Here is a 24,944-nt window from a genome sequence, read left to right as displayed (position 1 = left end):
TTTAAATTTCTCTGGGACTTGCTGCGCTTGCTCGGAGGAAGGGGCTAGGCGCGCGCGACGGCGCCTGCTTTCGGAGCGGCATGCGTGCCGAGAAACGCCCGCAGGTCGGTCAGCACGCGCTCGGGCGCTTCCTCCATCGGAATGTGTCCAAGGCCCGGATACATGACCGATTTCGCGCCCGGAATGCGCTGCGCGAATTCAGCCGCGTGCGCGGTCGGAATCCAGCGGTCCTTCGCGCCCCACAATACGAGCGTCGGCAGCGCGAGTGTCGTCAGCACATTCGTATCCAGTTCGGCGAAATCGAGCGTCGGCACCATCTTGCCAATCGCGGCGCGCGTGCCTTCGCCGTGAAAAAACTCGACGTAGCGCCGCAGCGTGACGGCATCGATTTTGCGCGGATCGCCATACACGTTGCGCACCGCGCTTTTGATGATCGCTTCCGGCAGCCAGCGCGGCGAACTCGCGCGCACCAGCGCGCTGTTGAAGAGGCCAATATAGATGGGCAGCCGCATCGGAAAGCCCGCGGAGTCGATCAGCACGAGCCGCTCGACGGCCTCGCGATGCCGCACCGCGTAGTCCCACGAAATGAGCCCGCCAAGCGAATTGCCGATGAAAGTCGCGCGCGTAATGCCGAGCGCTTGCAAAAAAGTGTCGATGAAACGCTGGTAGGTCGGGAGGTCCATCGTTTCGATCGCGCCTGTGCTGGAGCGCAGCGGCCCAGTCACGCCGAACGGCGGCAGGTCGAGACGAATGATGCGGTAAGCGTGTTTCAGTTCATCCGCGACACGATTCCATGTGTGCAGCGACGACGCGAAACCATGAATCATCACGATGATGTCGCCGCGGCCTTCGTCGACATAATGCACGTCCGCGCCCATGATGCGGATGAACTTCGAGCCGCTTTGGGTGTAGCGCCGCCGCAGTTCGTCGCGTGGCACGCTGGTGATGCCGAGGCGCGCGGCGAGCGAGCGGGGCGGCAGCGCCGCGACTGAACTACGGGGCAACGAGTTCGACGAGTTCGACGAACTCGACGAACTCGACGAACTCGACGAACGAGGATCGATGCTTGTCATGTTTTCCGTCTCCCTTTTTATTTGAATCGGGATACTAAATAATCGCCATCGGATCGGGCGACGTGACTTGCAATCGCGCCGCGTGAGCGTCATTCCTCAAGGCAAAAAGCGGTAATCGCCTGGCCGCACGCGGCGCGTCCTCTTGCGAAAGCTGAAACTGAATCCCGGCCACAGCGCGGTCACTTTGCCGCTTCGCGTCTGATACCAGCTATGGCAACCGCTCGACCACACCGAGCGCCGCATATCGTGCTGCAGGCGCGCGTTGTAGTCGCGCTGCACGTCGGGCCGCAGGTTCATCGCGCGGGCGTTGCGCCGGCGCAGCACGCGCAGGCAATCGGCGATGTACTGCACTTGCGACTCGATCATGTAGATCATCGAGTTGTGGCCCAGTCCGGTGTTCGGGCCGACGATCATGAAGAAGTTCGGAAAGTCGGCGACGCTCACGCCGAGATAGGCTTCGGGGCCGTCGCGCAGCCACAGCGCGCCGAGGTCCGCACCGCCGACGCCGGTCACGTCGAACGGCGCGCCGACGTCGTTGACCTGAAAGCCGGTGCCGCAAATGATCGCATCCGCACGATGATGCGCGCCGTCTTCTGTCACGATGCCGTCCGCGACGATCTCGCGGATGCCCGTCGTGATCACGTTCACATTCGGCTCGATGAGCGCGCGATAGTAGTTGCTCGACAGCAGCACGCGCTTGCAGCCGAGGCGGTAGTTCGGCGTGAGCGTCGCGCGCAACTCAGGGTCTTTCACGCGCCGCTCGAGATAGCTGAGGCACAGCTTCATCGGGCGCTTCATTAGCTTTGGATGACTAACGAAAGCAATCGCCTGCGATTCGAGCTTCCAGTAGATCGCGCTGCGCACGAATCGCTGCGTGAACGGCAGATGTTCGAAAAGCCAGCGCGCGCGTTCGCCGATGCGCTTGTCCGGCTTCGGCATGATCCACGGCGCGGTGCGCTGGAACAGATCGAGCCGGGCGACGCGCGGCTGGATTTGCGGCACGAACTGAATCGCGCTCGCACCCGTGCCGATCACGGCGACGTGCTTGCCTTCGAGCGGATACGCGTGATCCCAGCGCGCGGAATGAAACAGCTTGCCTTTGAAGTTCTCCAGTCCCGCGATGCGCGGCATCGCCGGCCGCGACAGCGGACCGCTCGCGGCGATCAATACGTCGGCCTCGATGCTCTCGCGCATGCCGCCGGCATCGAGCTCGATCTGCCACACATGACGTGCTTCGTCGAAGCGCGCGGCCACCACGCGCGCATTGCAACGCACGTAACGGTCCACGCCATACTTGCGCGCGCAATGCTTCAGATAAGCGAGAATTTCGTTCTGGCCGCTGAAGGCGCGCGACCACGCCGGGTTCGGCTCGAACGAAAACGAATACAGATGCGAGGGCACGTCGCACTCGGCGCCCGGATAGGTATTGTCGCGCCATGTCCCGCCGATGTCCGCGGCGGCTTCATAGAGGGTGAACGACGTGATGCCCATTTTTTGCAGCCGCACGGCCATGCCGATGCCGGAGAAGCCGCTCCCCACAATGGCGATGCGCGGCGCGACAGCTTGTGGTGATGCAGCGGATGCGGCAAATGCAGCGGACGTCACGTCGATCTCCTGCAAGGGGAAGTCGGGCGCTGCGTGCGCACACGGTAAGCCGCGTAGCCGCCCAAACGTAACGCGCAGGGTAGACAACTGTACACCTCGCGTCAAGATCGTTTAGAGTACGTCTATCAAACGCGCGTCCCGCGCGGCGATTGAAAGTCACCATGAACGCGATGAAATCCGTATCGGAAACGGCGCGGCAGCCCGCGCGCGACGCTGCGGCAGAACAGGAACTGCCGCCCGGCAAACGCAAACTGATCGAAGCCGCGTTGCGCTTGACCGCGGGCGGGCGCGGCTTTGCGAGTCTGGGTTTGCGCGAACTCGCACGCGAGGCGGGACTGAATCCGAACACGTTTTATCGGCATTTCGGCACGCTCGATGAACTCGCGCGCGAGGCCGTCGATTCGGTCAGCCGCCGTTTGCGGCCGATGCTGCGACGCGAGCGCTGGCTCGCCGCGCATGACGAACCGCATAGCGTGCCGCGGCGCGCGTGCGTCGCGTTCTTCATGTTTGCGCTCGAAAACCGCGATGCGTTTCTGAGTGCGTTAGCGGAATATCACGGCACGTCGCCGGCATTGCGTGAGGCAGTGCGCGCGACGCTTCATGCGGTGTCGGCGGAAATGGCCGACGACGTCGTTCAGTTGCAGCTAATGCCCACACTTTCGCACGATGTCGTCGATGAAGTCTGCACGCAGATCGTGCTGCAACTGTTTCATCTCTCCGCCGAGTATCTCGATGCCGACGCCGCGCGCCGCGATGCGCTCGTCGGCTATGCGGAGCGTTTTATCGTGAGGCTTTTTGCGGGCTCGGTGCTGCTCGCGCAGCAGGAGGAGGCGCGGGCGCCTGTCTCGCGGCGCGCGTGATTTTCGCTGAACGTGCAGGCAAAAAAAACAGGCTCCGTGTAGGAGCCTGTCTTCAATGCACACGCGGAGAGTGCCGCGACTGAAAGAGCGCGAGGACTCAGGTATTGTCGTCGCTCCAGCCGCCGGAATCGTCGTTGCTGCCCATGTCGATGCCGCCGCCGCTGTTGTCGTTCCAGTCGTTCGAGCCCTGGCCGAAATCGAGCCCGCCGCCATTGTCGCCTGAGTTGCCGCGCCTGCGCCCTTCATCGTCGACGATGACGTCGCGCTCCACGACGCGTTCACGCCCCGAGTTCAGCGCCTCGCCGAGCAGCACGCCGGTCAGCAGCCCGCCCATGCCGCCGCCGAAACCGCCGCCTTGCTGCACGACAACAGGCGGTTGCTGCTGATACGGACCTTGCTGCGGATAGGGCGCTTGCGGCGGATTGCCGAAGCGCTCGGCTTCGCGCGCATACGGCGACTGCTCGTTGCCCGCCGCGGCTGCCGCATTCGGATCGGGCCGGCCTTCGGCGCGTGCGCGCAGGCTGCCGATGCGCTGCTCCAGTTCATCGAGCTGATACGGCGGCACCGGATTCTTGCTGTTCGACAGCGCTTCGACGAGCGTGCGCAACTGGTCTTCGGTTGCTTCGACTTCCTTTTCGAGCGCTTCGTGACCGGGCGCAGTGGAGAGCTTCACGTCGAGTTTCAGCGAACGCACGGTGTTGAGCAGGTCGGTTGCACGCTTGAGTTGCACGCGACGATCGTCGTTCGCGCGCGTGTCGTCTTGCGTGCGGGCGCGACGCAAGGTCCAGCGCAACACGAGCGCGATTACGCCCACGATAAGCAGAATGCCGACCCACATGCCGATGCCCGGGCCGTGGCGCTCAGGCGCTTGCGGCACTTGCGGCGCGAGTCCGGCCTGCTGCTGCAAGGTCGGTGTGTTCGCGTTCTGCTGGGCGAACGGGTTGTCCGCGCGGCTCGTCGATTTGGCGTTCGCGTTGCCCACCCGTTCGGCGTCCCGACGAATGCGCGCCTCGACTTGTGCGAAACGCGTGGGATCGGTGAAACGGATTTGCGGGTCGAGCGTCTTTGCCTGTTGAAGCTGCGCGAGCGCGTCGCCATAGCGGCCTTCACGGTCGAGCACCTGGCTGTACAGGTAATGCGCGCGCGCATTGTTCGGATGCGCCTGCAGCACTTCGGACAAGCCGGCGTCGGCCTGCTGCCAGTTGCCTTGCGACATCGCGGATTCGATCTGCTGCACGGTCGGCACGGCAAACGCCGCGGCCGAAACGAGCATGAGCGAGACGAATGCGCTTGCGATAAGTTTTTTCATTTGCGGACCGGGCGTCATACGCCCGTCTCCTTCAGTCGATTGCGCCGGGCCGGCGATCCGGCGGCGGCCGGCGGCCGGCGGCCGGTTAAACATCCACGCTCACCGGCCTGCCGTCAGACACTACTCACGCAATTACTGGGCCGGCGTATTGAGCTGCTTCTTCAGCGCTTCGAGACGGTCTTCCACCGACGGGCCGCGGTTCAGATCCGCGAGTTTGTCGTCGAGCGCCTTGCCGCTTTTGACGTCGGCGGAATTCAGGCGTGCGTCCGACCGTGCATTCGACAGCGCGACCTTGTCCTCGAGCTTCTGAAAATCTTCGGAAAGGTTTTTTCCGCCGATGCCGCCGAGCGCCGTCGCAGCGACGTCTTTCGCCTCGGCGATCTGCTGCTTGGCCTGGAGAATGTTGGACCGTGCGTTCAGATCGTTGCGGCGCGCGCGCATGTCTTCGATCTGGCTCTTCAACTGCGCGACCGACGGCTCGAGCGTGGCGAGTTCCTTCGTCAGTGCATCGCGTTCCGCCTCGGCGGTGGCTTGCGCGCTCAGCGCTTCACGCGCGAGCGCTTCGTCGCCGGATTGCAGCGCGCGCTTCGCGCCGTCTTCATACTTCTTCGCCTTGTCGGCGGCAACATCGCGCTTGCTTTGCTGCGTGGCCACCTGCGCCTGAATCTCGATCAGCGAATTTTCGGCCTTGCCGATGCTCTCGTCCAGTTCGCGCACGATCTGGCGCGAGTCGCGCGACGGGTCCTGCACGGAGTCGGCCGCATCGTTCAGGAGACCTTTTAGCGTGCGCGAAATGCTGTCAAAAAGCGACATGAAAACCTCCAAAGAATGGTGTCGGCGCTGAATAGTTCACGCGCGTTCGATTGCTTGCCACTGCTACTTTACGCCGCCGCGCGACAAGCCGCGCAGCGTTCGGACCGGAGGTCGGGGCGCGCGTGCGGAATGCAATAGCACGAGCGCAAATTGTCCGGCCGGTTCGCGCATGCGTCGCGTGATGAAGCGGCAAGCTTCGATGATAAACACGCGAGCGCGTCCCTTCAGCGGCTCGCGGATATTACACCACGGGCTCTCTTAAAATGCGCTTAAAGGGCACGATGCGCGAGCCGCTCAGTGTGCGAGCGGCGAGTGTCGTCGGCGTGAATTGAGCGATGGTTGCGAAAGCGTAAGCGCGCGGAGACGATGAGCTTGCATCGTACATCCGCCTTACACCTCCATTGCGTTTCGCCGGCGCTAGGCGAAGCGTCCGCCTTCGGGGCCCAGATCGCCTTGCGGATCGTCGTCATCGCGCGCGATGTCGAGGCGAGGGCGCTTCAATACGCTCTTTATGTGCGTCTGTACTTGCGTCTGCGTGGTGACGGCAGCGGGCGCCGGCTTCTGATCGGCAGCCGCTCGGGCCGCGGCGACTCGCGCGACGGCTTCGGCCGTAGCGACGGCGTCTTCATCGACGTCGGCAGTGAGCGCGGCCAGCACATCGGCGGGCAGCAGCGGGGCGGGTTCGGAAGGAGCGGGTTGAGATGCGTGCGGCGCGCTACCCGCAAGCGCTTTGCCTGACGACCTGATCGGCTCATGCGCCGCGCGGTTCGCCGCATCGGGCAGTGCGTGGTTTGCGTCGGCGTTCGCGAGTCCGCTCGCCTCGCTGCTCGCGCGCGTGCGCAAGCCTGGCGGCAGCGCCGCGCGCGCATGCTCCGTGTCCTGCGCGACGCGCCGCAGCGCGGCGTCGAGCGCATCCGGTGCGCGCGGCGCATTGAGCCTGTCGACGATGCTCGCCGCTTTCACCTGCTCGCTCGTCGCGTCGAAACTCAGCACCGCGCGCCGCATGAGCTCGCTGACGCTGATGCCGAGCTCGTCGGCGGTGGCGGCGATCGCGCGTTTCTGCGCGGGCGTAACGAATACGACGATGCGTTCGCTGGGCTTTGTCATGATCGGCTCGCATACTTTTGTTGGTGTGGCGCTTCGCGGCGCGCATCGGCGTGCGCCGAATCCATCATATGACGAGTTGCGCCGATCGCAAACGGGCGCGTCGTGAAAATGCCGTGACATCAACGGCTTGTGGCGTTTTTGGTGGGCTTGTCCACAGGCTTGTGAACGTTTTCTGTTGATAACTCGCGCTGTGTGCGCAAGCGCATCGAAAGCTTGCCGAATCTACTCAAGCGCGCGCCGCCGGGGGCGGCGCGAAGGGAATTCTTACAAAAAAACTGCGTTGAGCGCGGCTTGATTTCTTTAAAATGCGCTGTTACGTTGCGCCGGACACTGTTCGGGCGCGCCGTGGCGACTCGCGGGGGCAAAGGGTCGCGCGGCGGTTTGCGTCCCGGACAACGCCCGCTCAGGATTCATGCGCGCTTCAAGCGCGAGAACAAGGCGTTGAATCATGGCATCCGGTCATGGCATTCAGTCATCCACTGAGTCATGAGACTGAGTCACGCCATTGATTCACGCGCCCACTATTCCAGTCATGCCAATCATCAAACGACCGCATTCTTCGCATTCTCCCGCCGGTCAAGACCGGGACTCCTACCGCCGCACCGAGGGACGCAACGCCGCTTCGCGAGATCGCGAAGAACGCGGCCGCCCGATCGGCGCGACCATCGCGATCTGGTTCGCGAGCTTCGCGGCGATTGTCGCCGTGGTGGGCGCGCTGATCGTCGGCTATGCGCTCGTCGTGATGGGGCCGAACCTGCCCTCGCTCGACGCGCTCACCGACTATCGTCCGAAAGTGCCTCTGCGCGTCTACACGGCGGACCATGTGCTGATCGGCGAATTCGGCGAGGAGCGGCGCTCTCTCGTGCGCTTCCAGGACATTCCCGACCAGATGAAAAAAGCCGTGCTCGCGATCGAGGACTATCGATTCTACGAGCACGGCGGCGTCGACTTTCTCGGCATCTTGCGCGCGGGTTTCGCGGATCTCGCGCACGGCGGCGCGTCGCAGGGCGCGAGCACGATCACGATGCAGGTCGCGCGCAACTTCTTCCTGTCGAGCGAGAAGACCTATACGCGCAAGGTCTATGAAATGCTGCTCGCGTACAAGATCGAGCGCGCGTTGACGAAGGACCAGATTCTCGAGCTGTACATGAACCAGATTTATCTGGGCGAGCGCGCGTATGGTTTCGCGGCGGCGGCCCGCGTGTACTTCGGCAAGGATCTGAAAGACATCACGCTCGCGCAGGCCGCGATGCTCGCGGGTCTGCCGAAAGCGCCGTCCGCGTATAACCCCGTGGTGAACCCCAAGCGCGCGAAGATCCGTCAGGAATACATTCTGAGGCGCATGTTCGAGCTTCGCTATATCAGCCAGGAGCAGTACGACCAGGCGGTGAAGGAAGAGATTCACACGCGCAATCCGGGCAACGAATACAGCGTGCACGCCGAGTACATTGCCGAAATGGTTCGGCAGATGATGTATGCGCAGTACAAGGACGAAACTTATACGCGCGGCCTGAACGTGACGACCACGATCGATTCCGCCGACCAGGACGCCGCGTATCGCGCGGTGCGCAAGGGCGTGATGGATTACGAGCGGCGCCACGGTTATCGCGGGCCGGAAGGCTTCGTGCAATTGCCGGCTGCGGGCGACGACCGCGATCAGACGATCGACGACGCGCTCACCGATCATCCGGATAACGGCGAACTCGTCGCCGCCGTCGTGACGGACGCGAGTCCGAAGCAGGTGAAGGCGCAACTCGTCGACGGCACGCAGGTCACGATGAGCGGCGAGGGCTTGCGCTTTGTGGCGAATGCGCTGAGCGCGCGCGCCGCGTCGGCGACGAAGATCAAGCCCGGCTCGATCGTGCGCGTGATGAGCGACGACAAGGGCAACTGGCAGATAACGCAGCTTCCGCAAGTGGAAGGCGCGCTTGTGTCGCTGACGCCGCAGGACGGCGCGATTCGCGCGCTCGTCGGCGGCTTCGATTTCAACAAGAACAAGTTCAACCACGTGACGCAGGCATGGCGTCAGCCGGGTTCGAGCTTCAAGCCGTTCATCTATTCGGCCGCACTCGACAAGGGCCTCGGACCGGCGACGATCATCAACGACGCGCCGTTGTACTTCCCGTCGAGCACGCCAGGCGGCGACGCATGGGAGCCGAAGGACGACGATCAGCCCGACGGTCCGATGCCGCTGCGCCTCGCGTTGCAGAAGTCGAAGAACCTGGTGTCGATCCGCATCCTGTCGTATATCGGCACGAAGTACGCGCAAGACTTCGTCACGCAGCGTTTCGGTTTCGATGCCGACAAGACCCCGCCGTATCTGCCGATGGCGCTCGGCGCGGGGCTCGTCACGCCGTTGCAATCGGCGGGCGCGTATTCGGTGTTCGCCAACGGCGGCTATCGGATCAACCCGTATCTGATCAGCGAAGTCACGGACGCGCGCGGCGAGCCGCTTTCGAAAGCGCAACCGCTGACGGCCGGCCGCGACGCGCCGCGCACACTCGAGCCGCGCAACGCGTACATCATGAACAGCCTGTTGCATTCGGTCGCGACGGCGGGCACGGGGGCGGGCACCAACGCGCTGCATCGTTCGGACTTGCAGGGCAAGACGGGTACGACCAACGACGCGAAGGACGGCTGGTTCGCCGGTTATCAGCAATCGCTCGTCGCGGTCGCGTGGATGGGTTACGACCAGCCGAAGACGCTCGGCAGCCGCGAGTTCGGCGCGCAACTCGCGTTGCCGATCTGGGTCGAGTACATGCAGCGCGCGTTGCGCGGCGTGCCGCAAAGCGAGCCGGCGCAACCGGACGGCGTGACTTCAGTCGACGGCGAGCTGTTCTATTCGGATATGACGCCGGGGAATGGTTTCGTGGCGAGTATCGGGCTCGATTCCGCGAATCCGACGGCCGGTGTGAGCGATGCGGTCGGCGGCGTGGGCCCTGCGGGTATGACGCCGCCGGCGGTGCCGCCGCCGAGCGTGTCGTCGAACGAGAAGAAGCAGATCATGGATCTGTTTGAGTCGAATAAGCCTTGAAGATGGGAAGCGCGTGCGAGCGGTGCTCGCACGCGCTGTGTTCTGTGCAGACCGCAAGGCAATGCGGACTTATGCGCGGGTCTGCCGTGTCGTCGCTGAGACTAAGCGGACGGCTGCGGCGTGTAATGCCGCCGACAATAGGCCAGGTGCATGGTCGCTTTCAGTAGCCTGCCTCTCGGCGTATCTCTTTCAGTTGTGCGTAACTGATTATCTGAAAATGCTGATCGTCGTTAAATTGGGCGATGAGCTTTGAGTCGTCGGGTGGCGTTTCTCCAAACATCTGGTAGTGAAATGCAAGCGTGGTCACATAGTTGACACTTGGCACGATTGAGTGGGCTCGCGTGTAGCCACCGGTTTGCACGGCACGCCAGAAAACCCTGTCGCCGACGATGCTCTCCGACAAGTCCTTGAAGAGCCAGACTGCGCATGCGGGAAACGCAGCTCGCGTCAGGAAATAGCAATTCGTGTCGTTGAAATCGATCCCGTTGGATTCCTTGCAGATGCCAAGCACGCGGCCGTCTGCCGCAATTATTGTGCGAGTAGCCGTGACCACCTGCGCACCCGTCATCTGTACTATTGAGCGCATCGTTTCGATGTGGTTTGGCTCGTACCAGTTGTCGGCATCGAGAAAGCAGATCGCATCGAAACCATTGGCAGCCACGCACGCGGCACCTACTCCACGAGGAGTGTCTCCATAGTCAGCATGGTTCGGAATCTTGATGTGGACGACGCTTTCCCAGCTATCGACATCGGCAGCAGGGAACCCATCGGCGACCATGAAGTGAGTGACGTCCCCTTGCTGTCCAAGGACGCTCTCGTGGCACCTTCGTAGAACGTCAAGCGGCTCTTTATAGTACGGGCTAATAACGGCGACTCGCATGAAGAATTCCCGAGGTATCCATGGAGCGGCGAATTATATATATCGGTAGGTCGCAGAAGGCTATCTCGATTAATGGTCGCGCGAGGCCTGCGTCCTTGAAGGCAATCCCGCCGCTTCTGCTTCATTCCACACCGCTGCCGATAACCCCAGCCCGCTCAACGAGTTAGCCTGCTTATCAGAAAGTTTTCAACAGGCTCATGAACATCAACTGGGGATAACTCCGGCCGACTAATTCGTACCACCAGGTTTCGCCTCTACTCCCCGCGAAACCTCCCCCAAACTCACCCGCCCACCGTCACCCCCCACCGGCGGATTCCCCATCGCCTGAAACAGCGCCGCCGTATCCGTGAGCCGTGCGCTCGTGTAGCGAATCTCATCGAGCTGCGCATTGCGGAATTGCTGCTCGCTCGTACGCGTCGACGACACAGGCACGGCACCGAGCCGATAGCGCGCCGACGTTTCATCGAAAACACCCTGCGCCGAACGCGCCGCCGTACTCGCGGCATCCAGCGCCTGCGCGTCATGCTCGAGCGCGGCGAGCGTATCGGCGACGTTCTGGAACGCGGCAAGCACCGTTTGCTTGTATTGCGACACGGTGGCCTCGTAGGTGTTCATGGCCGCGCGGCGCTGCGCCATCAGCGCGCCGCCGTGAAAGAGCGGCTGCGACAGCGACGCGCCGATGCTCCAGATCGCGCCCGCGCCCGAAAGCGCGACCGGCCAACTGAAGCCGCCTTGTCCCATCGACGCGCTCAGCGACAGGCTCGGATACATCTGCGCGGTCGCCACGCCCACATCGGCGGCGGCGGCTTTCAACGCGGCGTCGGCGGCCTGAATGTCGGGCCGCGCACGCAAGAGTTCGCTCGGCACCACGACCGGCACCTGCTCGGGCAGATGCAAGCTCACGAGCTGGAGATCGTCCGGCGCGGCGTCCGGCGTGCGGCCCAGCAGCACGGCGAGCGCGTGACGCGTCGTTTGCCATTGCTGCCTGAGCCCCGGCAGACTCGCCGACAAACTCGCCGCACTTTGTTGCGCGCTCAACTGATCGGCATGCGAGACGGCGCCAAGCGCATAGCGCCGCGCGGTGTCGTGAGCCTGATCGTTGGCAAGCGTGACGAGCCGCTCGGTGGTGTCGATCTGCGCGCGCAATGCCGCGCTCGTGATCGCGGCGCTCACGATGTTCGCAGCGAGCGCGCGCCGCGCGGCGTCGAGTTGATAGGCCTGCACGTTCACGCGCGCGGCCAGCGCGGCATCGGCGAGACGCGCGGCGCCGAACAGGTCGATCGTATAGTGCGCCTGCAATTGGCCGACGAAGATGTTGTACAGAAACGTATTCGGGCCGATCTCCGGAATCGCCAGCGCACGATTGCGGGTTGCCTGACCGCCCGCGTCGATCGTGGGCAGCATCGAACTGCCGATCTGCGCGCGCAGTTGCTCGCGCGCGGCGGCAAGCGTCTGTTCGGTGGCGGCGAGCGTCGGGCTATTGTGCAGCCCTTCGTCGACGAGCGCGTTCAACGCATCCGATCGATACAACGTCCACCACTCGGGCACCGGTTTGCCGCCGACCATGAACTGCTGCGCGACGCCTTGCGCGGCGACGGTTTGCGCCGGTTGCGCCTCGCTGCCGTAGTGGAGCGGCTGCGGCATCGCCGGCGGCTCGCCGTTCGGTCCGAACGAACAGCCGGCAAGCGAAGCGGCGAGCGCGAACGTGAAGCCGGCAAGCGCCGTGTTGCGCGAGACGCGTGCCGGCGAGAAAGCCGCCAACCTGCTCAGGAAGCGGGAATGTGCGAACTGGTTCATGTTCAATTCCCCGTGTGCGCCGCGCCGGATTCGGGCGGCGTTTGCGGCTCGCGCTCGTCGTTGCGTACGCGGAACGACAGCGCGTAGAGAGCCGGCAGATAGAACAAGGTGAGGACGGTCGCGCTCGTGATGCCGCCCATCAGCGCGGTGGCCATCGGCCCGAAAAAGTTCGAGCGCAACAGCGGAATCAGCGCGAGCACGGCGGCGGCAGCGGTCAGCGTGATCGGCCGGAAGCGCCGCACGGTCGCGCCGACAATCGCGTCGAAGCGCTTTTGCCCCGAGGCGATGTCCTGCTCGATCTGGTCGACCAGAATCACCGAATTGCGCATGATGATGCCGAACATCGCAATCACGCCGAGCATCGCGACAAAGCCGAACGGCTTGCCGAACAGCAGCAGGGTGAAGACCACGCCGATCAATCCGAGCGGCGCCGTCAGCACCACCATCAGCACGCGCGCGAAGCTCTGCAACTGGATCATCAGCAATGTGAGCACGACGACGATCATGATCGGCATTTGCGCATTGATCGACGCCTGGCCTTTGCCGCTTTCTTCGACGGAACCGCCTATCTCGATCCGGTAGCCGACAGGCAAGCTCGCGCGAATCGGCGCGAGCGCCTTGTCGACGGCATGCGTCACGTCGATGCCTTGCGCGCCCGGCGCGACGTCGGACTGCACGGTGATGGTCGGCTGACGGTCGCGTTCCCAGATCACGCCGTACTCGAGATCGTTGCGCAGATGCCCGAGCGTGCCGAGCGGCACCGCGCCGTTCGGCGTGGGCATGGCGAGCGTGACGAGCTTCGCCGGGTCCACGCGCTCGGCTTTCGGCGCGCGCAGATCGACGCTGATCAGCTTGTCGCGCTCGCGATACTGCGTGACGGTATAACCGGACAGCGTCATCGCGAGGAAGCTCGAAATGTCGTCTGAACTCACGCCCAGTTCGCGCGCTTTTGTCTGGTCGACTTCGAAGCGCACCGACCGTTCGGCCGGCTCGTCCCAATCGAACTGTACGTTGCGCGTATCGCGGTCGGCGCGCAGCGTCGCGGCGACTCGCTCGGCGATCGAGCGCACGGTCGCGATGTCGTCGCCGCTCACGCGAAACTGCACGGGATAGCCGACCGGCGGCCCGTTTTCGAGGCGCGACAGGCGCGTGCGAATCGCGGGAAAGTTATTGCGCAGTTCGGGCTCGAGCCATTGCGCGAGCTTCTCGCGCTCTTTCACGGACTTTGCGGTGATCACGAACTGTGCGAAATTCGGTTGCGTCAGTTGCTGGTCCAGCGGTAGATAAAAACGCGGCGCACCGGTGCCGACGAAGTTCACCGAGTGATCGATTTCAGGGCGTCCCACAAGTACCTTTTCGAGCCGTTTCGCTTCGCGCAAGGTCGCGTCGAACGATGCGCCTTCGGGCAGCCGCACGTCCACCAGCAGTTCGGGCCGGTCCGAACTCGGGAAGAACTGCTGCGGCACCAGCGCGAAGCTGGCCATCGCCACGACGAACAGCACGATGGTGATGGCGAGCACGATGAAGCGCCGCTCGATACACCAGCCGATCCAGCCGCGCAGACGCTTATAGAAGCCCGTGTCGTAGATGTCGTGTTCGTGATCAGGGGCGTGGTGCGCCTCGCGCTTGCGCTCGGGCAGCAGGTGAAAACCGAGCAGCGGAATCAGCACGACCGCCGCGAGCCACGACGCGATCAACGCGATTGCCGAGACTTCGAAAATGGAGCGCGTGTATTCGCCGGTGCTCGACTTGGCCAATGCAATCGGCAGAAAGCCCGCGACGGTGACGAGCGTGCCGGTCAGCATCGGAAACGCCGTGCTGGTGTAGGCGAACGCCGCGGCGCGCGTGCGGTTCCAGCCCTGCTCGAGCTTCACGGCCATCATTTCGACGGCGATGATCGCGTCGTCGACCAGCAGGCCGAGTGCAAGCACCAAAGTGCCGAGCGATACCTTATGCAGTCCGATGTCGAACATGTACATGCACAGCGCGGTGACGGCGAGCACGACCGGGATCGAGATGACCACCACCATGCCGGTGCGCACGCCGAGCGACACGAGGCTCACCACCAGCACGATCGCGATGGCTTCGGCCACGGCTTCCAGGAAGTCGTCGACGGAATGAGCGACGGCGTGCGGCATGCTCGACACTTCGGTCAATTGCAAACCGGCGGGCAGCGCCTTGCGCAGGCCGACCATTTGCGCGTCGAGCGCCTTGCCGAGACGGATCACGTCGCCGCCCGGCTGCATCGTCACGCCGATGCCGAGCACCGCCTTGCCGCCCGCGCGCATCTGCGTGACAACGGGATCGTCGTAACCGCGCTTGATCGTCGCGATGTCGCCGAGACGGAACGAGCGGCCGTTGATGCGGATCAGCGTGTCGGCAAGCGCGTTCACGTCCTTGAACTGGCCGGTGGGACGCACGAACACGCGGTCGTCGGTCGTGGTCAGCGTGCCCGCCTGCGACACCGCGTTCTGCGAGTTGATCGCCTGCCCGAGTTGTTGCGGCGAAATGCCGAGCCGCGTGAGCTGCGTGTTCGTGATCTCGACGTAGATGTGCTGATCGGGATCGCCGAAGTAATCCACCTTGGCGACGCCGGGCACGCGCAGCAGCACAGTGCGCAACTGGTCCGCGTAATCGTGCAGTTGCGCGGGCGAGAAGCCGTCGCCTTCGAGCGTGAAGATGTTGGTGTAGACGTCGCCGAATTCGTCGTTGAAGAACGGACCCTGAACGCCTTGCGGCAAGGTCGCGGCGATGTCGCCGACTTTCTTGCGCACCTGATACCAGGTTTCGGGCACGTCCTTCACGGGCGCGGAGTCTTTCATCGTGAAGAACATCAGCGACTCGCCGGGGCGCGAGTAGCTGCGCACGAAGTCGATGGCGGGCGTTTCCTGCAGCTTGCGGCCGATGCGGTCCGTCACCTGTTCCTGGACCTGGCGCGCGGTCGCGCCGGGCCAGAAGGTGCGGATCACCATCACGCGAAACGTGAACGGCGGGTCTTCGGATTGCGCGAGGCGCGTGTAGGCGAGGGCGCCGAACGCGGTGGCCAGTGCGATCAGGAAGACGACCAGCGCCTGATGGCGCAGCGCCCACGCGGACAGATTGAAGCGTCCTTCTTCGTGCGTCGCGCTCATGAAGCGAAGTCCTCGGGATGCAGTGGCGCAATCGCGCGGACTTTCTCACCGGCGCTGACCGTATGCACGCCTTGCAGCACGACGTGTTCGCCGTTCTTCAGGCCCTGGCTCACGACGATCGTGCGCTCGTTATAGCGCGCGACCGTGACGCGGCGCAGCTCCAGCGCGCTGTCCGCCGCTCGCACGACCCACACGGCCGGCTGCGTGCCGTCGTGAAAGAGCGCGGTGGACGGCAGCACGAAAAAGCCGTGCTCGCCTTCGGCGTTGCTCGCCGCCGAAGACGAACGCGCCGACAGCGCGATGTCCGCGGTCATGCCGAGGCGCACGTCGGGCCCAGGATTCTCGAGCGTGAGTTTCGCGCGATAGGTGCGGCTCTGTGGATCGGCGGCGGGCGACAGTTCGCGCACGCGCGCCGTGAACTTGCGGCCAGGCAGTGCGCCGAGCGTGACGTTCGCCGTTTGCCCGACCGCAAGGCCGGCGAGCGCGCTTTCCGGCACGTCGCAGACCACGTCGAGTTCGCCGCTCCACGCGAGGTTGTAGACGGCTTGGCCCGCCGACACGTTCTGACCTGTGTCGGCCTGCTCGGCGGTGATCACGCCGGCGTGATCGGCGGCGAGCGTCGTGTATTGCAACTGATCCTTCGACAACGCCGCCTGCTGCGCCGCCTGATCGCGCTGCGCAGCGGCCGACGCATACGCGTTCGTGGTCTGCTCAAGTTGCGCGGGGGCGATCAGATTTTCCTTGGCTTGCGCCCGGTCGCGGTCGAGCTGCTGCTTCGCGTATTGATAGCTGTGCTCGGCGGCGGCGAGCTGCGCCTGCGCGCTCGCAGCGTTCTTTTGCGCATCCGCGGGATCGAGGCGGGCGACGATCTGGCCGCTCTTCACCACGTCGCCAAGACGCACGCGCCGCTCGACGATTTTTCCGCCGACGCGAAACGACAGCGGCGTCGAATAACGCGCCTGCACCTCGCCCGGCAGCGACGCGACGGGCGCGGCGTTGCCGTCCGCATGAACCGCGACGGCCACGACGGGCCGCGGCTCGGGCGCCGCGGCTTCCTTTTTTGAACACGCGCTCAATGCGACGACGCCCGCAAGCGCGAGCGCAACGGCGAGGCGGCGCGCACGCCGTTGCCCCGCGAGGCGAGGAGACTGCTGGCGCATCGCTTCAGATGCGCGGAAACCGGGACGCTTCACAATGACCCCAACCGGAAACAGCGAAGAACATGGCAGGCCGCAGCGGCATACCAGCGAAGAGCGCACGCCCGGTCATGCAATTGGCATACGCATCTGATTTTCAATGATGCCTCGCATTCTAATACACACCTGTATCTGAATGTCGATGTGAATTAGAATTCTTTTCGGTGCTAGACTTGCGCCCATGAAACGGCAAAGACTCACACGCGAGCAAAGCAAAGACCAGACGCGGCAGCGTCTGCTCGACGCTGCGCAGGCAACTTTTATGAAGAAGGGCTTTGTCGCGGCGAGTGTCGAGGACATCGCCGCGGCGGCGGGCTACACGCGCGGCGCGTTCTATTCGAACTTCCGCAGCAAGAACGAACTGTTCCTGGAACTGCTGCGGCGCGACCACGAGGCCATGCAGGCGGGCTTGCGCGCGATTTTCGAAGAGGCGGTCACGCGCGAGCAAATGGAAGAGCGCGTGATGCGCTACTACAGCAACCTGCATCGCGAGAACAAATGCTTTTTGCTGTGGGTCGAGGCGAAGCTGCTGGCGGTGCGCGACGGCCGCTTCCGGCTGCGGTTCAACGCGTTCATGCACGAGAAGCTCGAACAGCTCGCCGCGTATGTGAGCGAGTTCTCGGAGCGGGTCGGCACGCCGCTGCCGCTGCCGGCCGCGACGCTGGCGCTGGGCTTGATGGGTTTGTGCGACGGCGTGCAGTTCTTCTACACGGTCGATCCGCAGAATGTGCCGAGTGAAACGGCAGAAGCGGTGCTGGCGGGATTTTTCGCCCGCGTGGTGTACGGGCGCAGCGCCTGAGGGCGCGAGGTGCTTAAAGCGCGCGAGGGCGCGTGAAGCGCGAGCATGCGTGGGGCTGAAGATGCCCCACGCCTTTGCGCATAAGTCCCGCTGCGGGAATCAGTTTGTCGTGAACTGCGTGCAGGTATCGACGACGGGGCTCGCGCACACGAACGAATATTCGCCGCTGTAGCGCAGGACTTCTTTACCCGCATGAAGAACGACCTTGATGTCCGGGCAGCGCTCGTAAGCGATGAACGCCGAGCAGGCTGCGGCGGACCAGCAGACCAGAGAAAACGCGATTTTTTCGAGAAGCTGGAAACGGTGTGGCATGGCTAGAGGCTGACGAAATAGCTAGCGGTGAAATTGTTCAGGCGCCATCTTACCAGCATCTAAGGGTTTATACCTAGTCTGACTCCGCAATCACGGGTGAAACGTCGCGCGCACGCATCGGCCAAGCTGGCGCGATTGTCATGTGCAGGTCAGGGTTGGGACAGGTCGGGTCGATACAATCGATTCGTTGGGCAAATCCGCGCGGCCTTGCCGCGCGGGGTGATGGAGGCGGCAGCGCGCGCCCGGCCCGGCATCTCGACGCAGGAGTCGCCCCATGAATCAATTGCAGTCCATGCGCGTGTTCGTCAAAGTGGCGGACCTCGGCAGTTTCGTCCGCGCGGCAAACGCGCTGGATCTTTCCACCGCTGTCGTCACGCGCCATGTGGCCGATCTGGAAGCGCGCCTCGGCGCCCGTTTGCTCAATCGCACCACGCGCCGTCTGTCGCTGACGGAGTCGGGCGCGACCTATCTGGAGCGCGTGCGTCATCTGCTCGACGATCTCGAAGGCGTTGAGCAGATGCTGGCCGCGCGCCATCACGAGCCGGTCGGCACCCTACGGATCGTCGCGCCGGTGGTGTTCGGGCTGCAAAGCCTCGCGCCGGCCGTGCAGTCGTACGCCGCGCGCTATCCCGACGTCGTGCCCGATGTGACGCTCGCCGACCGCCAGGCGGATCTCGTTGAAGAAGGTTTCGACGTGGGCATCATGGTCGGGCGTCCGGCGCGCAGTGCGAGCATCGTCACGCGGCGGCTCACCACCTGTCAGCTAACCGTTTGTGCGACGCCGGCCTATCTCGCGCAGCACGGCACGCCGACGCGCCCCGACGATCTGTTGCGTCATCCGTGTCTGAGCCGGGCGCCCGAGCAGGGCGGCGAGGAGCGCGTGTTCAGCGGACCGGAAGGGCTCGTGCGCGTGAGGACCACTAACGCCATTGCCGCGAACAATAGCGAAATGCTGCGGCAGTTCGCGCTGCTCGGCATGGGCGTCGCGATCCTGCCGAGCTATCTGATCGGCCGCGATCTGGCATCGGGCCGGCTTGTCGAACTGCTCGGCGATTACCGCCTGCCCGAGATCGAGATCACGATTGTCTATCCGAGCCGCCTTCACTTGCCGGCGAAGGTGCGGACTTTCGTCGATCACCTCGTCGAGCATTTCGAGTCGGACTTCACGGCGCCGGCACGCGATTCGCGACATGCGAAGCGTGCAGGTGCGCTCGCGGGTTGCGGCGTCCGGCATGTGCGGCCACGAGCGGGCGCCGCCGCCGGTCTCGCAACGGCGCCGGGCTAGATCCAGAGATCGTTGACGGCCGTGCGTTCGTTGGTTGCTTCGCCAGTGTTCTTGACGCCGCGCGGCTCGATCAGCAGCAGCTTCACTTCGCGCTCCGCGAACGGCTTGTGCTCGGTGCCCTTCGGCACCACGAACATTTCTCCCGCCGACAGCGTCACGAAACCGTCGCGCATGTCGATGCGCAACTGGCCGTCCAGCACGATGAAAGTCTCGTCGGTGTCGGCATGCTCGTGCCACACGAAATCGCCTTCGATGCGCACGACCTTGAACTGATAGTCGTTCATTTCGGCAACGACGCGCGCTTGCCATTGGTCCTGGAACAGTGCGAGTTTTTCAGCGAAATTGATCGCGCGGTAGGTTTGTTGTTCTGGCTGGACGTCGGACATGTGGTGCTCCTTCCAAAGAGGGTTGCTGTCTCGGGAAAGAGCATAGCGCGCGCGGACGAGGCGCGTCTGGAACGTTTGTGCGCGGGAGCGGGGCGCGAGCGGCCGCGCTTAGGTCGCGCTTAGGTCGCGCTTAGGTCGCGCTTAGGTCGCGCTTAGGTCGGGCTTTTGGCCGCGCTCACCTGCGCACGCATTCACCTGCGGACAAACTCACACACTGAGTCCCGGCCCGAAATTGCCGCCGATCAGCCGCGTGACCGAATCGACGTCCGCGTAGTCCTGCTCAGGCAGGCCGTCGAGCATCGACAGGACTTCGTTGCTCGCACCTGCCTCGCGCGCCGCGTCGACGAGTGCGTCCTTGTTGGCGGGGAAATGGATTTCGCTGAGTACGTCGGAGATCTGCAAGTCGATGGATTCCCCGGGGATGGACGATGCCGTCATGCAAGCGCTCCTGCAGATAAAGTTGGAATGAATCGCGGCGCCGCCCGAGCCGCACAAGCCGCCGGCGCCGCTCAAGCCGCACGCGGACCGCCGCGAGCCGGAACTCCGTATTGCCGGCCGGTTCGCCGCACTCGACCCCTCGGTCGAAGCGGACCGAGCAAAGCCACGCAACGGGCGCTGCTGTCAGGTCTGCAAGCGCTCATTGCGCGCCGCAAACCCACGCTCCGGATGTCGCGGCTTCGGCAGGACGATATGCTGCCATTGCTGCGGACGATTGTCGTCCGTGACGGCCACGTCAGGCGCTGCTGGGGCGACTGGCGCGGCGTTCGCGCGTTCGGCGAGGGTGCTCGCCGGCGTGCCGTCCTGCGCGGTGTGAACCGGCGCGGCAAAGCACGAAGCGGACAGCGTCACCATGGTCAACAGTGTCGAGGTTTTCATGCCCGACCTCCTAAGCTCATGCGGCGCTAAGCATTCAGCAAGGGCTGTGCCGTCCCCGCGTCGAAAGGAAAGCGCAAGCCGCGCGAGGCCGGGCTGCAAAGGCCGCGCGCTTTGGTCGGGCGGGGCGCGTAATGCTTGCCAAGCGGCCTGCAAAGCAAGCTTGCCGCGCGCCTCGTGACCCCCCATTGTAAATCGCCGATGATGGCGCGGGAATGGCAGTCAAAAGGCAGTGGTGTTCAGCAGTTTGGAGGCGCGGCGGCGCACCGCTACATCAGCACATCGAAGCGCGTCCACGGCCACGACGGCCGGTCGCGCATATAGCCGTTCAGCCAGTTCCACTGCGGATGCCGCTTCATGAACGCCTGGGCGTCGAACGGCCGGCCGCACGGATGTCCCCAGCGCGCCGAGAACGCCATGTCGCGTGCCATCTCGCTGTCGACCACCTTGCCGTCGTTCGCGCCCCACGGATTGAACGGCCCGTGATCCGAGCCGCCGAAACGCGCGTCGTCCAGTTCCAGATGTCCGCAGATCGTGCGCGAACACGGGTTGTCGTTGCGATCGAGATAGACGTCGTGATGATCGGCGATCATCGCCTTCGCGAGCTCGACGTCGATCTTGCCGCGGCGCATCTCCTCGAGCTGCATGAAGCGCAGACGCCGCGCGCCGTTCTTGCGCACGTCGGTATAGTCCTCGCCTTCGCCGATGCATTCCTGGTTGCGGATCTTCAGATCGGTCGCCGTGTTGTAGCCGCTGTAGAAGCCGTCCTTCGTGCTTTCGAAGCCGGAGTAGTGCAGGCCGAGTTCATAGCGCGCGATCTCGCCGGTCTTGATGTCGCCGAGCAGCCAGCTATTCGCGTAGCCGCCGTTGTTCGCCACGGCAAACATTTCGCACCATTCGCCGATGCTGTTCGCGTATTGCGATGCGCGCCGCGAGCGATAGAACTCGGGCGCGCCCGCCGCGTTGTAGCCGACGAAGTTCGAGATGGTCGTCTCCGTCACCATCAGTCCCGCGGCCGTGATCCAGAAATCGGTGAGGCTCGAAATGCAGCCCGGCAGGCCCTGCATCAGAATGCGGTTGCCCTCGTCGGGCACGATGTCGAAGATAACGTTAAACGCGTCGCCCGCGGCGTAGCGGTCCCACGAGTTGTGCGCCATCACGATGCGGCCGTCGCGCGTGGCGTTGCCCGTTGCGATGAACGCGCTGCAATGATGGCCGCGCCGGCCGCGCCAGGGCTTGAGTCCGAAGCCGGGCTTCTGCTGGGCCGCGTGCGCGGGCCACCAGCTTTGCAGCAGATCCATGTAGCCGTTCCACGCGAGCACTTCGGCGAACGGCAGTTTCGCGCCGTCGGCGATGCCCTGGATTTCGTCGGCGAATTCGGTGTCGAGCTTGTTGGCGAACTGCGAGACGGCAGCCTCGACGAAGGTGTCGAACTCTTCGCCGGTGTCCCACTTCGCGAGGTAGCGGGCGGTGCGGATTGCGTTGCGGATTTCGGCTGCGAGCAGTTGGCCGTGCTGTTCGCCGCGATCGTACGGCTCGCCTTCGATGTGCAGGAAAACCCAGCCCGCCTGGTCGCGGCGCGCGGCGTCAAGGGACGGTTCGCTCATCTTCCCTCCGATCGAATGGCGGGCGTCGCGCTCGCCCGGCCTGGCGTAAGCTCGCGCTGCCGATGCCGCCGCAGCGTCTTTTCATTGTAGAGATTCTGCGATGCTTTGCACGGACGCGCCGCCCGCGTGCGGAGCCGCTGTGTTCAGCGCGTCGGATTCATGCGGAAGTACGCATCGAGCAGCGACGTTTTATAAACCACGCCCGCGAGCCGCGGATGCGCGGCGCTTTCGACAACCGGCAGGCGCTCGCCCTGGAACGCCATGAAGTGCTGCAACGCGACGCCGAGCGGCATGTCGGGCGTGAGCACGTCGAAGTGCGGCTGAAGATAGTCGGCGGCGGTTCGCGTCGAGGTATCGCGCTTGTCGAGCAGATCGGACGTGATGTCCTTCAGCGCGACGACGCCGAGAAACGCGCCCGATTCGTTCGCCACATACAGATACTTGACCGGATATTCGAGGAACACGCGCGTCATGTCGTGCACGGTCGCATTGGGCGGCACGACGGTCTGCGCGGGGCGGATCAGCTCGCGCATCTGCGTCGCGCGCAGGCGCGTGCGTTCCTGCTCTTCCTGATTGCGGCGCAGCGTGATTTCGTACATCGACGTCTTGCCGATCGCCCGCGAGACAAAGTACGCGACGACGCACGAAAGCATGAGCGGCAACACCACCTGGTAGCTGAGCGTCATCTCGAAGATCATCAGGATCGCCATCAGCGGCGCCTGCGTCGCGCCCGCGAGGAAGGCGCCCATGCCGACCATCGCATACGCGAACGGCGCCGAGGTGCCGTGCGGCCACAACGCGTGCATGCTCTGCCCGAACAGCGAGCCGACCACCGCGCCGACGAACAGCGTCGGCGTGAACACGCCGCCCACGGCGCCCGAACCGGCAGTGGCCGCGGTCGCCACGAGCTTGAACACCAGCACGACGACGAGCGCGGTCCACGTCCACGGCGAGTGCAGGATGGAGTTCACGACGCTGTAGCCGTTGCCCCACACCTCGGGCGTCCATACGGACAGAATGCCGACCACGAGCCCGCCGAGCGCGAGCCGCGCGGGCAGCGGCAACGGCAGCTTGCCGAACAGCGCCTTGGAGCCGTCGAGCAGCCGCAGAAACTGCGGCGCGGCTGCGCCGCACAGCAGACCGAGCGCGACGAACAGCAACACCTCGACGCCCGCCACCGGCGGAAACACCGGCATTTCATACGGCGGCTTGTAGCCGGCGAATTCGCGCATCGTGATGTTGGCGACGACTGCCGCGACGACCACGGGCCCGAAGCTTTCCATCGCGATCGAGCCGAGCACGATCTCGGTGACGAAGAACGCACCGGCGATCGGCGCGTTATACGCCGACGTGATGCCGGCCGCCGCGCCGCAGGCCACCAGCAGGCGCAGCCGCGGCGGATCGAAGTGCACCCAGCGCCCGATCAGCGAGGCCGCGAGCGCGGCAAGCTGCACCATCGGACCTTCACGGCCGATCGAGCCGCCGCTTGCAATGGTGAACAGCGACGAGACGCTGCGCCACAGACTCAGCTTGACCGGCACCACGCCGTCGCCGATCGCCACGGCCTCCATGTAGTCGATGTGATTGCATTTGTCGGCGTGACGACGGGCGATCAGCAGCAGCGAACCGGCGATCAGGCCGCCCGCCGCCGGCAGCCAGATGCGCACCGTCCACGGCAGGCTGCGCGCCATTTCGACGAAGCTGCCGGCCTTGCCGGCCACCAGCAGTTGCAGGATCTCAATGCCGCGGCGAAAGGCGATCGTCGCAAAGGCGCCCGCGACGCCGACTACCACCGACCAGACCAGCATCGTGTGCGCGTCGGAGAGACGGAAAAGATCTTGCGCGCGGGTGCGCAGCTTCAGCAGGAATGAAAGCACGTCGGCGGTACGGAGCGGGAAGAAGCGTTGAAAAGCGCGCACGGTAACAGCAGCGCGCCCGCTGGACGAAGCGGGCGCGCTGCCGGACGTGAACGGGGAAGGGCGGCGCGGCTCAAGCCGCCGCCTTGTCGAGTTCGGGATAGCGCCTGAAGATGCACGCCTCGTTATGTTCGATACGGCGCTCGGACTGCAGATAGGCGGCGATATTCGGCCGCTCCATCACCGCGGCATGCAAGGCGGCGAGCCGCGGATACTGCTCGCCGAAGCGCTTCAGCGCGCGCGGGAAGGCGTAAAGCAGTCCGTCGATCAACTGGAACATCGAGAGATCGACGTAGGTGAGCGAGTCGCCGACCATGAAGGTGTCGCCGGCCGGATTCTGTTTCAGCACGCGCTCGAAATACTTCATGAACTTCGGAATCCGGTTGTCGATGAAGTCATGCGCGCGCGTTTTCGCGGCGTCTTTCTGGTCTTCGTAGTAGAGGCTGGCCGCAAGCGGGTGATGAGTGTCGTGGGCTTCGGTCACCACGTCGGCGATAGTCAATTGCAGGCCGTTTGCGACGTAGCGCAGGCTTTCCACGGACGGCGCGAGATTCAGGCGCGGTCCGAGATAAAAGAGGATGTTCGCGGTCTGCGCGATCACCAGGTCGCCGTCTTTCAGAAACGGCGGAGCGAACGGCGGATAGGGCTCGTCCCGGCTTTTCATGACCGCCATCATCGCGCCGGTGCCGAGACCTTCGGACGGCTCGCCGCGCGCCACTTCGACATAGTCCGCGCCGGCTTCTTCCAGCGCGAGCCTCACAAATTCGCCACGGCCTTGCAGGCCGTCCCAATAGTAGAGTTCCAGGCTCATCGATCTGTCCTCATTCGGGTTGCGGGAAGGGTGTGCGGAACGCGTCGCGCTTGCTGCTGCGGGCGCTGGCGATGCTGTTTTGCGTCGTTCGCGTCGTTTGCGTTGTTCGCGTTCCTCGCACGCCAGCCAGTATGCCGCGCGGCGCGGCCG

General features: G+C 64.3%; 20 protein-coding genes. 4 read left to right on the top strand and 16 right to left on the bottom strand.

What is annotated here, in order from left to right; genetic code table 11:
* Positions 1-44: 44 nt before the first annotated feature.
* Both BGRAMDRAFT_RS25435 and BGRAMDRAFT_RS25430 read right to left on the bottom strand, forming a co-directional pair.
* Complete coding sequence (locus tag BGRAMDRAFT_RS25435) at positions 45-1,073, bottom strand: alpha/beta fold hydrolase (RefSeq protein WP_006051748.1); 1,029 nt, start codon at positions 1,071-1,073, stop codon at positions 45-47.
* 96 nt (positions 1,074-1,169) lie between these two features.
* The gene (locus BGRAMDRAFT_RS25430; protein ID WP_006051747.1) at positions 1,170-2,678 is read right to left on the bottom strand and encodes a flavin-containing monooxygenase; all 1,509 of its coding nucleotides are present in this window, start codon (positions 2,676-2,678) and stop codon (positions 1,170-1,172) included.
* A gap of 170 nt (positions 2,679-2,848) precedes the next feature.
* On the opposite strand from BGRAMDRAFT_RS25430, the gene BGRAMDRAFT_RS25425 reads away from it, so the two are divergent.
* The gene (locus BGRAMDRAFT_RS25425; RefSeq protein WP_044021882.1) at positions 2,849-3,538 is read left to right on the top strand and encodes a TetR family transcriptional regulator; all 690 of its coding nucleotides are present in this window, start codon (positions 2,849-2,851) and stop codon (positions 3,536-3,538) included.
* Positions 3,539-3,635: 97 nt separating this feature from the next.
* On the opposite strand, the gene BGRAMDRAFT_RS25420 is transcribed toward BGRAMDRAFT_RS25425, so the two are convergent.
* The 3 genes from BGRAMDRAFT_RS25420 to BGRAMDRAFT_RS25410 form a co-directional block, all read right to left on the bottom strand.
* The gene (locus tag BGRAMDRAFT_RS25420; RefSeq protein WP_044021881.1) at positions 3,636-4,847 is read right to left on the bottom strand and encodes a tetratricopeptide repeat protein; all 1,212 of its coding nucleotides are present in this window, start codon (positions 4,845-4,847) and stop codon (positions 3,636-3,638) included.
* Positions 4,848-4,979: 132 nt separating this feature from the next.
* The gene (locus BGRAMDRAFT_RS25415; protein ID WP_006051744.1) at positions 4,980-5,660 is read right to left on the bottom strand and encodes a PspA/IM30 family protein; all 681 of its coding nucleotides are present in this window, start codon (positions 5,658-5,660) and stop codon (positions 4,980-4,982) included.
* A gap of 417 nt (positions 5,661-6,077) precedes the next feature.
* Positions 6,078-6,767: a plasmid mobilization protein gene (locus BGRAMDRAFT_RS25410; RefSeq protein ID WP_006051742.1), complete on the bottom strand. Its 690-nt coding sequence runs from the start codon at positions 6,765-6,767 to the stop codon at positions 6,078-6,080.
* A 532-nt stretch (positions 6,768-7,299) separates the two neighbouring features.
* On the opposite strand from BGRAMDRAFT_RS25410, the gene BGRAMDRAFT_RS25405 reads away from it, so the two are divergent.
* On the top strand, positions 7,300-9,801 hold the full coding sequence (locus BGRAMDRAFT_RS25405) for a penicillin-binding protein 1A (protein ID WP_006051741.1): 2,502 nt from the start codon (positions 7,300-7,302) through the stop codon (positions 9,799-9,801).
* 160 nt (positions 9,802-9,961) lie between these two features.
* Here BGRAMDRAFT_RS25405 and BGRAMDRAFT_RS25400 read toward each other — a convergent pair whose 3' ends face one another.
* The 4 genes from BGRAMDRAFT_RS25400 to BGRAMDRAFT_RS25385 form a co-directional block, all read right to left on the bottom strand.
* Positions 9,962-10,681, bottom strand: a complete 720-nt coding sequence (locus BGRAMDRAFT_RS25400; protein WP_006051740.1) for a glycosyltransferase — start codon at positions 10,679-10,681, stop codon at positions 9,962-9,964.
* Positions 10,682-10,909: 228 nt separating this feature from the next.
* Complete coding sequence (locus BGRAMDRAFT_RS25395) at positions 10,910-12,478, bottom strand: efflux transporter outer membrane subunit (protein WP_006051739.1); 1,569 nt, start codon at positions 12,476-12,478, stop codon at positions 10,910-10,912.
* A 2-nt stretch (positions 12,479-12,480) separates the two neighbouring features.
* A complete protein-coding gene (locus BGRAMDRAFT_RS25390; protein ID WP_006051738.1) occupies positions 12,481-15,609 on the bottom strand; it encodes an efflux RND transporter permease subunit in 3,129 nt (1,042 codons plus the stop codon).
* The gene (locus tag BGRAMDRAFT_RS25385; protein WP_006051737.1) at positions 15,606-16,769 is read right to left on the bottom strand and encodes an efflux RND transporter periplasmic adaptor subunit; all 1,164 of its coding nucleotides are present in this window, start codon (positions 16,767-16,769) and stop codon (positions 15,606-15,608) included. Before BGRAMDRAFT_RS25385 ends, BGRAMDRAFT_RS25390 begins: the two co-directional genes overlap by 4 nt.
* A gap of 217 nt (positions 16,770-16,986) precedes the next feature.
* Between BGRAMDRAFT_RS25385 and BGRAMDRAFT_RS25380 the strand changes: the two genes are divergently transcribed.
* On the top strand, positions 16,987-17,604 hold the full coding sequence (locus BGRAMDRAFT_RS25380) for a TetR/AcrR family transcriptional regulator (RefSeq protein ID WP_029968608.1): 618 nt from the start codon (positions 16,987-16,989) through the stop codon (positions 17,602-17,604).
* A gap of 99 nt (positions 17,605-17,703) precedes the next feature.
* On the opposite strand, the gene BGRAMDRAFT_RS25375 is transcribed toward BGRAMDRAFT_RS25380, so the two are convergent.
* Positions 17,704-17,916: a hypothetical protein gene (locus BGRAMDRAFT_RS25375; protein ID WP_006051735.1), complete on the bottom strand. Its 213-nt coding sequence runs from the start codon at positions 17,914-17,916 to the stop codon at positions 17,704-17,706.
* 274 nt (positions 17,917-18,190) lie between these two features.
* Between BGRAMDRAFT_RS25375 and BGRAMDRAFT_RS25370 the strand changes: the two genes are divergently transcribed.
* Complete coding sequence (locus BGRAMDRAFT_RS25370) at positions 18,191-19,201, top strand: LysR family transcriptional regulator (RefSeq protein ID WP_006051734.1); 1,011 nt, start codon at positions 18,191-18,193, stop codon at positions 19,199-19,201.
* Here the strand turns inward: BGRAMDRAFT_RS25370 and BGRAMDRAFT_RS25365 are convergent.
* The 6 genes from BGRAMDRAFT_RS25365 to BGRAMDRAFT_RS25340 all read right to left on the bottom strand — a co-directional run bounded on the left by BGRAMDRAFT_RS25365 (position 19,198) and on the right by BGRAMDRAFT_RS25340 (position 24,794).
* Positions 19,198-19,587 (bottom strand): cupin domain-containing protein, encoded by a 390-nt coding sequence (locus BGRAMDRAFT_RS25365; RefSeq protein WP_006051733.1) that lies wholly within the window; start codon positions 19,585-19,587, stop codon positions 19,198-19,200. The genes BGRAMDRAFT_RS25370 and BGRAMDRAFT_RS25365 overlap by 4 nt on opposite strands.
* A 207-nt stretch (positions 19,588-19,794) precedes the next feature.
* Positions 19,795-20,025, bottom strand: coding sequence for a DUF2795 domain-containing protein (locus BGRAMDRAFT_RS25360; RefSeq protein ID WP_006051732.1), 231 nt, complete (start codon positions 20,023-20,025; stop codon positions 19,795-19,797).
* Positions 20,026-20,208: 183 nt separating this feature from the next.
* On the bottom strand, positions 20,209-20,463 hold the full coding sequence (locus tag BGRAMDRAFT_RS25355) for a hypothetical protein (protein ID WP_006051731.1): 255 nt from the start codon (positions 20,461-20,463) through the stop codon (positions 20,209-20,211).
* Positions 20,464-20,729: 266 nt separating this feature from the next.
* Positions 20,730-22,067: a C45 family autoproteolytic acyltransferase/hydolase gene (locus BGRAMDRAFT_RS25350; protein ID WP_006051730.1), complete on the bottom strand. Its 1,338-nt coding sequence runs from the start codon at positions 22,065-22,067 to the stop codon at positions 20,730-20,732.
* Between the two features lie 143 nt (positions 22,068-22,210).
* Positions 22,211-23,944 (bottom strand): ClcB-like voltage-gated chloride channel protein, encoded by a 1,734-nt coding sequence (locus BGRAMDRAFT_RS25345; RefSeq protein WP_029968599.1) that lies wholly within the window; start codon positions 23,942-23,944, stop codon positions 22,211-22,213.
* 112 nt (positions 23,945-24,056) lie between these two features.
* The gene (locus tag BGRAMDRAFT_RS25340; RefSeq protein ID WP_006051728.1) at positions 24,057-24,794 is read right to left on the bottom strand and encodes a glutathione S-transferase; all 738 of its coding nucleotides are present in this window, start codon (positions 24,792-24,794) and stop codon (positions 24,057-24,059) included.
* Between the last annotated feature and the right edge of the window lie 150 nt (positions 24,795-24,944).

The organism is Paraburkholderia graminis C4D1M (assembly GCF_000172415.1).
In the GTDB taxonomy this organism is placed as follows: Bacteria; Pseudomonadota; Gammaproteobacteria; order Burkholderiales; family Burkholderiaceae; genus Paraburkholderia; species Paraburkholderia graminis.
The sequence above is the reverse complement of the archived record's forward strand: the minus strand, read 5'-3'. Positions and strand labels throughout refer to the sequence as shown.